Origin of the sequence: Methylobacterium sp. WL1 (assembly GCF_008000895.1) — a bacterium.
Taxonomy (GTDB): Bacteria; Pseudomonadota; Alphaproteobacteria; order Rhizobiales; family Beijerinckiaceae; genus Methylobacterium.
The window spans coordinates 4,819,510-4,831,544 of the sequence record NZ_CP042823.1 but is presented as its reverse complement, the minus strand read 5'-3'; the positions used below and the strand labels follow the sequence as shown (position 1 = coordinate 4,831,544).

Here is a 12,035-nt window from a genome sequence, read left to right as displayed (position 1 = left end):
TGACGCACAGTGCCGCGGCTGCCCTCGGGCGGCCTCGCCGCGTCCCGGGCTGCGTCCGCGCATCCGAGCGACCGGCGCTGCACATCATCGCGAGGCAAGATCCCCGTACGATAACAGTCGGCGGGTGGGCGGGCGCCGGGCCCGCGGAGCCAGGGAGAACGCCCATGCCGTCAGATATCGAGATCGCCCGCGCCGCGACCCTGAAGCCGATCGCACAGGTTGCCGAGAAGCTCGGCATCCCGGACGAGGCGCTGCACAATTACGGCAAGCACATCGCCAAGCTCGACCACGGCTACATCGCCGGGCTCGAGGGCAAGGCGCCGGGCAAGCTCGTGCTGGTGACGGCGATCTCGCCGACGCCCGCGGGCGAGGGCAAGACCACCACCACGGTGGGCCTCGGCGACGCGCTGAACCGCATCGGCCAGAAGACCATGATCTGCCTGCGCGAGCCCTCGCTCGGCCCCTGCTTCGGCATGAAGGGCGGGGCGGCCGGCGGCGGCAAGGCCCAGGTCGTGCCGATGGAGCAGATCAACCTGCACTTCACGGGCGACTTCCACGCCATCACGTCGGCCCACAGCCTCGCGGCCGCCCTGATCGACAACCACGTCTACTGGGCGAACGAGCTCAACATCGACGTGCGCCGGATCCACTGGCGCCGGGTCGTCGACATGAACGACCGGGCCCTGCGCCAGATCACCCAGTCGCTCGGCGGCGTCGCCAACGGCTTCCCCCGGGAGGACGGATTCGACATCACGGTCGCCTCCGAGGTGATGGCGGTGTTTTGCCTCGCCAAGGACCTCGCCGACCTCGAGGAGCGCCTGGGCCGGATCGTCATCGCCGAGACCCGCGACCGCAAGCTCGTCACGCTCAAGGACGTGAAGGCCACGGGCGCCATGACGGTGCTGCTCAAGGACGCCCTGCAGCCGAACCTCGTGCAGACGCTCGAGGGTAACCCCGCGCTGATCCACGGCGGCCCGTTCGCCAACATCGCCCATGGCTGCAACTCGGTGATCGCCACCCGGGCCGGCCTGCGGCTGGCCGACTACACCGTGACCGAGGCCGGGTTCGGCGCCGATCTGGGCGCGGAGAAGTTCCTGGACATCAAGTGCCGGCAGGCCGGCCTGAGCCCCTCGGCGGTCGTGGTGGTGGCCACGATCCGCGCGCTCAAGATGCACGGCGGCGTCGATAAGAAGAGCCTCGGGGCCGAGAACATCGGCGCCCTCGAGACGGGGTTCGCCAACCTCGCCCGGCACGTCACCAACCTGCGCGGCTTCGGCCTGCCCGTTGTGGTCGCGGTCAACCACTTCCACGCCGACACCGACGCCGAACACGCCCGGCTGAAGGAGCTGTGCCGGGAACGCCTCGACGTCGAGGCGATCACCTGCCGCCACTGGGCCGAGGGCGGCGCCGGCGCCGAGGAGCTGGCGCACGCGGTGGTGCGGCTCGCCGCCTCGGAGCCGGCCCCGATCCGCTACGCCTACGAGACCGAGGCGCCGCTTTCGGAAAAAATCCGGGCGATCGCCACCAAGCTGTACGGCGCCGCCGACATCCAGATCGAGACCAAGGCCGCGGGCAAGCTCGCCACCTTCGAGAAGGACGGCTACGGCCACCTGCCGATCTGCATGGCCAAGACCCAGTACTCGTTCTCCACCGACCCGAGCCTGATGGGCGCCCCCGAGGGCCACGTCGTCGGGGTGCGCGACGTCCGGCTCTCGGCCGGTGCCGGCTTCGTGGTGGCGATCTGCGGGGAGATCATGACCATGCCGGGCCTGCCCCGGGTCCCCGCCGCCGACACGATCCGCCTCGATGCCGACGGGCAGATCGACGGGCTGTTCTAAGCGGGGTCGCTCGGGCTGCGCCTCTGCAGGCAAAGTCAGTCAGACGTCGCTGCTGAATCAGGCTGACGGCTGGACGCACGCGCATCTCCCGCCCCTGCGGGGGAAGGTGGCACCCGAAGCCGGGCCGGGCCGGGACGAAGGCCCGTGCGAGGGGCGCAACGTGCAGCCTATGGCTGCGGCCGTCATGCCCGCTCGGTTTCATCCAGAAGCCGGGTTCCCCTTTGCCGCCCCCTGCAGATGCTGCGCCCTCCCGCCCCCACAGATGGGGGAGGGCGCAGCATCGGCACCGCCCTTGGCCCTCGTCCGCGACGCGGCGGAAACCCGACCGCCTTCGAGGCTCATCCCGCCCCGAACAGCGCCACCGCCAGCCGCGAATGGTCCTCGCGCAGGCGGCCCGTATCCACACCCAGCGGCTCACCGTCGATCACCCGCCAGCGGCCGGCCACCATCACCCGGTCGGCCCGGGTCGCGCCGCACAGGACCAGGGCCGCCAGCGGATCGTGGGCGCCGGAGAAGCGCAGCTCGTCCAGGGTGAACAGGGCGAGGTCGGCCTCCAGGCCCGGCGCGATCCGGCCGATATCGGCGCGTCCCAGGCAGGCGGCCGAGCCCTGCGTGGCCCAGCGCAGGGCATCGCGATGGGTCACGGCCTCCGCCCCGTAGGTGAGCCGGCTCAGCATCAGCGCGTGCCGCACCCCCTCCATGAGGTTGGAGCTGTCGTTGGAGGCCGATCCGTCGACCCCGAGGCCCACGGGCGAGCCCGCCGCCTCCAGTTCGCAGGTGCGGCAGCGGCCCGACGCCAGGGTCATGTTCGAGGTTGGGCAATGGCACACGCCGACCCCGGCCTTGCCGAGCCGGGCGACCTCGGCGTCGTTGAAGTGGATGCCGTGGGCGAGCCAGACTCGGTCGGTCATCCAGCCGACCCGTTCCAGGTAGTCCACCGGTCGGCAGCCGAACATCGACTGGCAGTAGCCGTCCTCGTCCAGCGTCTCGCCGAGATGGGTGTGCAGGCGGCAGCCGTGCCGGGCGGCCAGCTCCGCGCTCTCGCGCATCAGCCGCTCGGTCACCGCGAAGGGCGAGCACGGCGCCAGGCCGATCTGCACCATCGCCCCGGGGGCGGGGTCGTGGAACAGGTTCAGCACCCGCTCGCAATCGGCCAGGATCGTGTCGTCGTCCTGCGTCAGCGTCTTGGGGGGCAGGCCGCCCTCCCGGTCGGACAGGCTCATCGACCCACGGGTCACGGCGGCGCGGATTCCGAGGCTCCGGGCCTCCTCGACCTGGACGTCCACCGAGTCCTCGAGTCCCTCCGGGAACAGGTAATGGTGATCGCCCGCCGTGGTGCAGCCCGAGAGCAGCAATTCGGTATAGGCCACCCGGGTGGCGAGCCGGAACGCCTCCGGGGTGATCCGGCCCCAGACCGTGTAGAGCGCCTTCAGCCACGGGAAGAGCGGCTTGTTGATCGCCAGCGGGTGCGCCCGGGTGAGCGTCTGGAAGGCGTGGTGGTGGGTGTTGATCAGCCCCGGGACGACCACGTGGCGCGCGGCGTCGAAGGTCTCGTCCACCGGGGCGGCCGGCCGGGCGCCCGCCGGCACGCATTCGACGATCCGGCCGCCCTCCACCACGACGCCGCCCCCGGCCCCCTCGGCCAGGATGGCCAGCGGATCGCGGATCCAGACCCGGCGGCCCCGTATCTCGGCGTCGCGCATGCTGTTCCCCTCGGGTCCCGACCTCGCACCGGACCGGTATCGGACCCGGCGCGGCGGCCGGCAAGCCCCGGACGGGTCAGGGGCGGCTGTCTCGCGGGCCGGCGCCCCCGGGCTTGACGCTCCCGGGCGGCGCTGAGACATGTCAGCGGGACTGACCTTCTTATCATCCGGTCTGCTTAGAGTGACGGTCTGCCCCCCGTGACGTCATCGGTTCAGCGCGACGGCCTGCGCGTCTCCGGGCTGCCTGCCGCGGCGCCCCGTCGGCCGGACGGCGTGGCCGCGACCGCCGCGCACGCCCTCGGCAGCGACGACCTGATCGAGCTGCTGTTCTTCGCCTACCGGGATTTCGTCGGCGACCCGGACCGGATCCTGGCCGCCTACGGCTTCGGCCGTGCGCATCACCGGGTGCTGCACTTCGTCGACCGCTATCCGGGGCTGACCATCGCGGAGCTGCTCGACATCCTGCGGATCACCAAGCAGAGCCTCAACCGGGTGCTGAAGGACCTGATCGGGCAGAGCTACGTCACCCAGAAGACCGGGCCGAGCGACCGGCGCCAGCGCCTGCTGTACTGCACGCCGTCCGGTGCCGAGCTGGCCGCCGACCTCACCCGCGTCCAGGCCCGGCGCCTGGCCCGAGCGCTCGCCGCGCCGGACGCGCTGGGCTCCCCGGAGGATTTTCTGATGGCGATGATCGAGCCGGAGGACCGGCCTGCGGTCCGGCGCCTGATGGCCCGGCGCGGGCCGACCGGCGGTGGCGGCGCGTGACGGCCGCCCCCGGGCCGACTTGCCCGACGCGGCGCCGCACGTCCTCGTGGTCGACGACGACCGCCGCCTGCGCGAACTGCTGGCCCGCTACCTGACCGACCAGGGGTTTCGCGTCACCGTGGCGGCCAGCGCCGCCGAGGCCCGGGCCCGGGCCCAGAGCGTCGTGTTCGACGCGATGGTGCTCGACGTGATGATGCCCGGCGAGAACGGCTTCGACTACGCCCGCAGCGTCCGCGAGACCTCCCGGGTGCCGATCCTGATGCTCACCGCCCGCTCCAACCCGAACGACCGGGTGATGGGCCTGGAGATCGGCGCCGACGACTACCTGCCCAAGCCGTTCGAGCCCCGGGAGCTGACGCTCCGGCTCAGCAACATCATCAAGCGCAGCGACCACCCGCGCGAGGCGGCGGCGGAGTCGGTGACCTTCGGGCCGTTCGCGTTCCGCATCGACCGGGGTGAATTGCGCCGGGACGACGCGCTGATCCGGATCACGGACCGGGAGCGCGAGATCCTGACGATCCTGGCCGCGGCCGGGGGCGCCAACGTCGAGCGCGAGCAGCTCGCCGGCCCCGGGGGCGCCGCCGCGGAGCGCACGGTCGACGTGCAGATCAACCGCCTGCGCCGCAAGACCGAGGTCGACCCCGCCAACCCGGTCTTCCTGCAGACGGTGCGGGGCGTCGGCTACCGGCTCGCGGTGGACTGATCCGGGCCCGCTACACCACCCGCGGCTCGCCCGGCTTCAGCTTCAGCCCCTTGGACACCCGGGTGGAGAGGCTGCCCACGACGGCGACGGCGACCGGCCCATCGGCCAGCGCACGGACCGCCGCCAGGGCGGCCTCGGCGTTCGGCTTCATCACGGCGTAGACCAGGGGAGCGGGTTTGGAACCCGACCGGCCGCGGCCGCCGGATCGCTCCGCGGTCACGGACACCAGGAAGGTCGTGTGGCGGCTCCGGGCGCGTCCAGGCATGTCTCAGCATGTGGCATGTCGGCTAATCATCACCAACTCCCCACCTCCCGGAAGGGCCGGGATGGAGAACGCGGATGTGCGGCACAGGGCGAATCGCGTGCCGCGATCGGCCGCCCCATCTCGCCTTACCCCATCCGGCGGCACCCGCGACGGATTTCGCGCGAATACTCTGCGGCTTTGTGTCGAAGACGCGCGATCACGGGCGTTCCGGGGGGCCCGTCGGCGCGTCAGGCCAGAACGAGGTCGAGGCCCGGCAGCGGGAGCCCCGCGAGCCGGGTGCTCCAGACTTGGCCGGGCGCCACCGGCAGGGCGTCGGTGAGCGTCCCGGTCGTGACGATCTCGCCAGGCGCGAGCGGCGGGCTCGCAGGATCGTTAGCCAGAACATCAACGAGATGGCCGAGGGCCGAAAGGGGGCCGCCGCCGAGCACGTTGCGGGCGCGGCCCCGGTCGGCGACCGCGCCGTCGCACAGCAGGTCGACCGAGAAACTCGCCAGCGCATCGATCCAGGCGGGCGTCGAAGCCGGGGTGAGCGGCACCCGCTCGCCCAGCACCAGCAGGCCGTGCAGCCCGAACGCCGCCACGGTGTCGGGGGCGGCGAAGCGCCAGCCGGGAAACAGCGACTGCACGAGTTCGAAACCCTGGGCCACCCAGTCGAGGCACCCGATCAGGGCGGCCGGGTCCATGCCGGGCTCGGGCGCCCGGGCCAGCCCGAACACGATCTCCGGCTCGATCCGCGGCTCGACCAGGGCGGCGAGCGGCACCGGCCCGGTCAGGTCGGCGCGCGCCCGCAGGGTCGTGTCGTAGACGTGGCCCCAGATCGGGGCGCGGACCCCGTAGGCGTCCCAGAGCGTCGTGTTGGTGAAGCCGATCTTGCGGCCCACCGGCCGCTCGCCCCGCGCCGCGCGCAGGCACCGGACCGCCTCGGCGACCCGGTAGGCGGCGGGCAGGTCCAGGCCGGCATCCCAGCCGCTCAGGGGCGGGATCTGGCGGCGATGCTCGTGAGCCGCCAGGATGGTGCGGGCATGGGTGGCGGCGGGGACGGGATCGCTCATCCCCGGACCTGTAGCATGGCGGCCGGCGGGGATGCGCTACCAGACCAGCCGTTCGATCACCGCGTCCGGGTGGACGGCCTGGCGCCCGAGCCATTCGGCGACGTCGCCGAGGCGGTGGTGCTCGGCCGAGACGCCGAGTTCCTCCGCGTGGATGCCGCGGGCCACCAAGAGGCTGGCGATGCCGAAGCCGCAGGCGCCGGCGATGTCGGTGCGGATCGCGTCGCCGATCGCCATCACGCGGCCCGGGTCCACCGGCGCGCCCGCGAGGTCGGCAGCCTTGGCGAGCGCCGCCTCGTAGACCGGGCGGTGGGGCTTGCCGGCGTAGATCACGGCGCCGCCGAGTTCGGCATAGGCCGCCGCGAGCAGGCCCGCGCAGGGGATCAGCCGGTTGCCGCTCTCGACCACGAGGTCGGGATTGGCGCAGATCAGGGTCAGCCCCCGGGCTGCCAGGCGCATGAGTTCGTCGCGGTAATCGTCGGCGGTCTCGCTGCGGTCGTCGAACAGGCCGGTGCAGACCACCAGGTCGGCCTCCACCTCCGGGACGAGGCTGAGGTCGAGGCCCTGGAAGATGCCGAGGTCGCGCTCGGGCCCGAGATGCCGGATCCGGGCGCCCGGGCGCTCGGCGATCAGCCCGCGGGTGAGGTCCCCCGAGGTCAGGATCGCGTCGTAGGCCTCCCGGGGCACGCCGAACCGGTCGAGGATCCGGCCGACGCCGTCCCCGGGCCGCGGCGCGTTCGAGACCAGGATCACCCGGCGCGGCCGCGCGCCCGGCAGGCCGCGGTACCGGATCAGCGCCTCGCCGGCCGGGACATGGGCCTTCTGGCCGTCATGCAGCACGCCCCAGACGTCGCAGAGGAGCAGGTCGTAGCGCTCCGCCACCTGCGCGAGGCCGTCGAGGGTCGGGATCGGTGCGGTCATGGAGGGATCCGGTCACGGTTTCAAAAGGTCCGGGACCTTTTGCGGGTGCAGGGCGGCGCGCTGCAAGCCTCCGGGCTCGCGCGACCCCAAGGCTTAGGGCGCTCGCCGCCCGACCGGGGACCGGTCCGGCGTGAGCGCGGGCGTCGAACCAAGGCCTGGGAGCCGTTCCCGCTTGCAGCGCGGTCGGGCGCTGTTCTACCGCGGCCCGAGCTTTTGCTCGGTGAAGAAATCGAGCATGGCCCGCGACGCGTCGGGCCCGTCGGTATCGGTGTAGCTGCCCTCGGGGCGGCCGCCGGACCAGGCATGGCCGGCGCCCCGGATCCGCCAATCCTCGACCACGACCCGGCCGGCCTCGTCCCGGAAGCGCGTGCGGGTGAAGGGATGGCCGCGGTCCTCGAAGGTCTCGGACCGGGCGGTCAGGCCGGCGACGTTGGCCTGGGCCAGCACCTGGTCGGCGTTGCGCACGCTGACGGTGCCGTCGTCCTCGCCGTGGAACACGATGGTGGGGATGCGCTGCCCGGCCGGGGCCGCACCGAACGACGCCGCGGTGCCGAGGCCGGGCGCGCCGACCTGCATGGCCATCAGCGCAGAGCCGAGGTCGCGGGCGCAGCCGGCGGCGAGGCCCGAATGGACCCCCACGGCGGCGTAGAGGTCCGGATAGGCCCGGGCGATGTTCAACGCGGCCGCGCCGCCCGCCGACATGCCGGCGATGTAGACCCGGGCCGGGTCGATCGCGTGGGCCGCCATCACGGCCCGGGTGAGCCCCGCGATGATCGCGGCCTCGCCGGATTCCCGGCGCTGGTCGCGCGGATCGTACCAGTTCCAGCAGCGCTGGACATGGGCCTGCCGGCTCTGGCCCGGATAGGCGACGAAGATGCCGGCGCGCTCGGCCAGCACGTTCATGCCGGTGCCGGCGGCGAAATCGTCCGGGTTCTGCATGCAGCCGTGCAGCATCACGATCAGCGGCGCCGGCTCGGCCGGATTCCCCGGGATGAACAGCTTGTAGTCGCGGCTGCCGGCCGGCTCGGCGTGGCTGAGGCCGACGAACCGGCTCTCGGCCGGCGGCTTGCGGGATGCCGGCTTGCTGGGCGCCGGCGGCCGCGCGGGTCCGCGCCGCGGTTGCCCGAACCCTTGAGCACCGGCGCGAGCCCGCGCACGACCTTGCCGACCGCGTTGCGGACCCGCAGCGCCGGATCGGAGATCGGGTTGCGGGCGGGCTCGATGCGCGCCGCGCGCCGCCCCGGTGCCGGAGCGTCCGTCCCGGCATGCCGGGGGCCGCGCTCGGCGCATCCGGGCGTTGCACCTGGGGCTGCTGCGGGGTCTCGGCGGTCTCCGGCGGCGGCGGGGCCGCGTAGCCGCCGAAGCTGCGCTGGATCAGGGCGGTCGCCTCGTCCAGGCGGCCCAGGCTGGTCAGGCGTGTGGCCTCGATCATGTCGGCGAAGGGCGAATGCGTGGCCCGGTCGCGGGCACCGTCCTGCATAGCCTTCAGCTTGCCGAAGGGATCCATGATGGGTGCGCGCTTGGTCACATCAGCGTCCGTGTCGCGGCCGGGATGGCCCGCGGGTCGGCATATGGTGCGATGCAATAGAGGCCGATGTGCGATGCGGCAAGGCCGGTCAGGACGGGTCGTCGGCGCCGATATACTCGGCCCAGATCGGTGCCGCACCGAGGCTCGCGCGGAAGCTGTCGTGCCGCGCCCGCTCCTCATCCGTAAGGCGGCTCCGATATGGCCGAGGGGCCGCCGGAGCCGCCTGGACGACGGTCCGGACCGCCGGGCCGGACTGGGCGTCCAGGAGCCCAAGGCTGGTCTGCTTGCCGCCGAGCAGCTCGACATAGACCTCCGCCAGGATCTGCGCGTCGAGGAGCGCCCCATGCTTGGTGCGTCGGCTGGTGTCGATGCCGTAGCGGTTGCACAGGGCGTCGAGGTTGTTGGCCGCGCCCGGGTGCTTGCGCCGGGCCATGGGCAGGGTGTCGACCACGTCGTCCAGCTGGATCGGCGGCGGCGCGTTCGCCCCGAGCCGGGCATATTCCATGTTGAGGAAGCCGACGTCGAAGGGCGCGTTGTGGATGACTAGGCGCCCGTCGGCCAGGAAGGCCTGCAGCTCGCCGACGATGTCGGCGAAGAGCGGCTTGTCCGACAGGAACGCGTCCGACAACCCGTGGACGTTGAACGCCCCCTCGGAGACCGCCCGCTGCGGGTTGCAGTAGCGGTGGAAGGTCCGGCCCGTGGGGATGTGGTTGAACAGCTCGAGCGCGCCGATCTCGATCAGCCGGTCGCCGTTCCGCGCCTCGGTGCCGGTGGTCTCGGTGTCGAGGACGATCTCACGCAGCATTTTTGCGACTCAGGGGTCAGGATCACGCGCCCGATCGGCGATGGGGCTCCGGGGCGGGTGACCGCTTGCGGAGGACTCTGTCGCCCGAAAGGTTGACACTTCCTTGGACGCCGGCGGACCGGCGCCCGTGTGCCTGGCGGCGAGCGCCTCAGGCCGCCAGGGCCAGCCGCCCCTCGTCCTCGTCGGCCTCGGCCGCCATGAACTGGGCCCGGGCGAGTTCGGCGAAGCGGCCGTTCTGGGCGACCAGCGCGTCGAACGTGCCGGCCTCGACGATCCGGCCCTCGTGGAAGACCAGGATGCGGTCGGCGTCCCGGATCGTGGCGAGCCGGTGGGCGATCACGAAGGTGGTGCGCCCCTCCATGACGGCCTCCAGGGCGCCCTGGAGCTTGCGCTCGGTGGCGGCGTCCAGCGCCGAGGTCGCCTCGTCGAGGATCAGGATCGGCGGGTTCTTCAGGAGCGCCCGGGCGATCGAGAGCCGCTGGCGCTCGCCCCCCGAGAGCGACCGGCCGCGCTCGCCGATCACCGTGTCGAGCCCGTCCTGCTGGCGCGCCATGAAGGCGCCGGCCTGGGCCCGCTCGAGGGCGTCGAGCATCTCGGCATCGGTGGCGTCGGGGCAGCCGACCTGCAGGTTCTCGCGGATCGAGCGGGCGAACAGCATCGGCTCCTGGAACACCACGCCGATGTTGTGGCGCAGGGACGACAGGCCGATGTCGCGCACGTCGAGGCCGTCGATGCGGATCGCCCCGGAGGACGGATCGAAGCTGCGGTGCAGGAGGCCCAGCGTCGTCGACTTGCCCGAGCCGGTGGTGCCGACCAGCGCCACGGTCTCGCCCGGGCGGGCCGAGAACGAGACGCCGTCCAGCGCCTTGCGCCGGCCGTCATACGAGAAGGCGACGTCGTCGAAGGTGACCTCGCCCTCGAAGCGGGCGACCTGCCGGGCATGGGGACGGTCGGCCACGGCCGGCACGGTGTCGTAGATTTCGAAGAACTCGGCGATCTTGGGCGCCTGCTGGAACAATCCGTTAACGAAGCCGACCACATGGTCGAGCCGCGCCACGAAGGCGGTGGCCAGGCTCATGAAGGCCACGACCTCGCCCACCGTGGTGGTGCCGGCCTGGTACAGCCAGATGCCGGTGACGAAGATCGCCGTCATGGTGATGGTCGCCGAGGCGCGGGTCGCCACGTTGGCGAGCGCCCACCAGGACAGGACCGGGATCTGCGCGGCGAGCAGGTTGGTGATGATGCCGCGCATCGCGTCCTTCTCGGCCTTGGCGCGGGTGAAGGACTGGATCACCGCGACGTTGCCCAGCGCGTCCGAGGCGTGGGCGGCGAGGCCGGAATTGAATTCCTCGACCTGGCCCTGGAGCGTCTCGGTCCGGCGCATCACGAAGGTGGTCAGCGCCGTGAAGGCCACCACCAGCACCACCAGGATCGAGCCGAGCTGCCAGTTGATGAACAGGGTCATCGGCAGGAGCACGACCAGCGAGACCAGGGCGACGAGGTGGTCGCGGAAGAAGCCGAGCCACAGCCAGGCCATGCCGTTGGTGCCCTCCAGCATCGCCTTCAGGACCCGGCCGGAATGGTTGGCCGAGTGGAAGGCCAGCGGCAGGTCGAGGACGTGCTCGAAGTAACTCGCCATCGAGGACAGGCGGTTGCGGTGGGCCAGCCGGTCGGCGTGGAGCGCGATGAACACGCCCGCCGCGATGGTGAAGAAGCCGAACGCCACCCAGGCCGCCAGCAGGGGCAGCATCGTGGCCATGGCGTTGCCGCCGCGCTTGAGGTGGGTCAGCTGATCGATGATCCGGCCCATCAGCAGCGGTTCGGCGAAGGCCGCCACCGCCAGCACGACGTTGGTGGCCGCCAAGCCGATGGCCAGCCGCCGATCCGCCTTCAGGAAACCCAGGACCCGCCCGTACAGACGAACCATCGCCACCGCTCCGCCACCCCCGGCGCGGCCCGTGTATCCGGGTCTCGCGCCACTTCTTAAGGTCCGTGCGACGGGCGGCCACCGCCGATTCCGCCGCCAAACCCCTCGCACCACACGGCTTATGCCCGAGCCCGCCTGAACGGGCGATGACGGCCCTATACAGGGTCGAAGCGTCCGCCTTTACGGTTCGTTCAGCAAGATTTCCTAACGCTGCGAATAACCCGGCCGCAAGCCACAGCGGGGGGCGACTCGTTGACGATTTGCATCGGGCGCCCAGGGCCGTGGATCGCGCAACCGCACTCGGCCTCCTCTCAAGCCTCGGCGTCGTGGTCGGGCTGATCCTCCTCGACGGCGGCCATTTCGGTGCCTCCGCGTCGGAGTACGCGGCGGGGGTGGTGTTCGGGGGCGCCACCGCGGCCACGATGATCCGCGTCCCGTTCCCGGTGATCGTGCACGGCCTGCCGATGGGCCTGCGCTACGCCTTCGTGATGCGCTCGGTGATGCCGCAGGCGCCGATCTGAGGAGATCACC

11 protein-coding genes are annotated in these 12,035 nt (G+C 72.1%); 4 read left to right on the top strand and 7 right to left on the bottom strand.

Annotated features, from left to right (window positions below):
- Positions 1–164 precede the first annotated feature (164 nt).
- On the top strand, positions 165–1,838 hold the full coding sequence (locus FVA80_RS23530) for a formate--tetrahydrofolate ligase (RefSeq protein ID WP_147910741.1): 1,674 nt from the start codon (positions 165–167) through the stop codon (positions 1,836–1,838).
- Positions 1,839–2,176: 338 nt separating this feature from the next.
- Here the strand turns inward: FVA80_RS23530 and FVA80_RS23525 are convergent, their stop codons facing one another.
- Complete coding sequence (locus FVA80_RS23525) at positions 2,177–3,541, bottom strand: 8-oxoguanine deaminase (RefSeq protein ID WP_147910176.1); 1,365 nt, start codon at positions 3,539–3,541, stop codon at positions 2,177–2,179.
- A gap of 273 nt (positions 3,542–3,814) precedes the next feature.
- Here FVA80_RS23525 and FVA80_RS23520 point away from each other — a divergent pair, with 273 nt between their 5' ends.
- Together FVA80_RS23520 and FVA80_RS23515 are read left to right on the top strand one after the other, a co-directional pair.
- Positions 3,815–4,306 carry a MarR family transcriptional regulator gene (locus FVA80_RS23520; protein WP_147910186.1) on the top strand — a complete coding sequence of 164 codons (492 nt, stop codon included), beginning with the start codon at positions 3,815–3,817 and terminating at the stop codon, positions 4,304–4,306.
- A complete protein-coding gene (locus FVA80_RS23515; protein ID WP_147957882.1) occupies positions 4,293–5,009 on the top strand; it encodes a response regulator transcription factor in 717 nt (238 codons plus the stop codon). The genes FVA80_RS23520 and FVA80_RS23515 overlap by 14 nt, the downstream gene beginning before the upstream one ends.
- Positions 5,010–5,019: 10 nt before the next feature.
- Here the strand turns inward: FVA80_RS23515 and FVA80_RS23510 are convergent, their stop codons facing one another.
- The 6 genes from FVA80_RS23510 to FVA80_RS23485 form a co-directional block, all read right to left on the bottom strand.
- Positions 5,020–5,274, bottom strand: coding sequence for a hypothetical protein (locus FVA80_RS23510; protein ID WP_147910178.1), 255 nt, complete (start codon positions 5,272–5,274; stop codon positions 5,020–5,022).
- Positions 5,275–5,501: 227 nt separating this feature from the next.
- Complete coding sequence (locus tag FVA80_RS23505; RefSeq protein WP_147910179.1) at positions 5,502–6,326, bottom strand: hydratase; 825 nt, start codon at positions 6,324–6,326, stop codon at positions 5,502–5,504.
- 36 nt (positions 6,327–6,362) lie between these two features.
- Positions 6,363–7,244: a TIGR01459 family HAD-type hydrolase gene (locus FVA80_RS23500; RefSeq protein ID WP_147910180.1), complete on the bottom strand. Its 882-nt coding sequence runs from the start codon at positions 7,242–7,244 to the stop codon at positions 6,363–6,365.
- A gap of 195 nt (positions 7,245–7,439) precedes the next feature.
- On the bottom strand, positions 7,440–8,534 hold the full coding sequence (locus FVA80_RS23495; protein WP_246692106.1) for a PHB depolymerase family esterase: 1,095 nt from the start codon (positions 8,532–8,534) through the stop codon (positions 7,440–7,442).
- A gap of 326 nt (positions 8,535–8,860) precedes the next feature.
- A complete protein-coding gene (gene dnaQ / locus FVA80_RS23490) occupies positions 8,861–9,577 on the bottom strand; it encodes a DNA polymerase III subunit epsilon (protein ID WP_147910181.1) in 717 nt (238 codons plus the stop codon).
- 148 nt (positions 9,578–9,725) lie between these two features.
- A complete protein-coding gene (locus tag FVA80_RS23485; protein WP_147910182.1) occupies positions 9,726–11,510 on the bottom strand; it encodes a glucan ABC transporter ATP-binding protein/ permease in 1,785 nt (594 codons plus the stop codon).
- 275 nt (positions 11,511–11,785) lie between these two features.
- Here FVA80_RS23485 and FVA80_RS31590 point away from each other — a divergent pair, with 275 nt between their 5' ends.
- Positions 11,786–12,025, top strand: coding sequence for a hypothetical protein (locus FVA80_RS31590; RefSeq protein ID WP_246692105.1), 240 nt, complete (start codon positions 11,786–11,788; stop codon positions 12,023–12,025).
- Positions 12,026–12,035: the final 10 nt, after the last annotated feature.

What these genes read in the sequence shown, in the direction of transcription:
- FVA80_RS23510 (WP_147910178.1), bottom strand. Translation starts at nt 5,274, where the DNA reads ATGCCTGGACGCGCCCGGAGCCGCCACACGACCTTCCTGGTGTCCGTG.
- FVA80_RS23495 (WP_246692106.1), bottom strand. Translation starts at nt 8,534, where the DNA reads ATGCGCCGAGCGCGGCCCCCGGCATGCCGGGACGGACGCTCCGGCACC.
- FVA80_RS23500 (WP_147910180.1), bottom strand. Translation starts at nt 7,244, where the DNA reads ATGACCGCACCGATCCCGACCCTCGACGGCCTCGCGCAGGTGGCGGAG.
- FVA80_RS23505 (WP_147910179.1), bottom strand. Translation starts at nt 6,326, where the DNA reads ATGAGCGATCCCGTCCCCGCCGCCACCCATGCCCGCACCATCCTGGCG.
- dnaQ (WP_147910181.1), bottom strand. Translation starts at nt 9,577, where the DNA reads ATGCTGCGTGAGATCGTCCTCGACACCGAGACCACCGGCACCGAGGCG.
- FVA80_RS23530 (WP_147910741.1), top strand. Translation starts at nt 165, where the DNA reads ATGCCGTCAGATATCGAGATCGCCCGCGCCGCGACCCTGAAGCCGATC.
- FVA80_RS23525 (WP_147910176.1), bottom strand. Translation starts at nt 3,541, where the DNA reads ATGCGCGACGCCGAGATACGGGGCCGCCGGGTCTGGATCCGCGATCCG.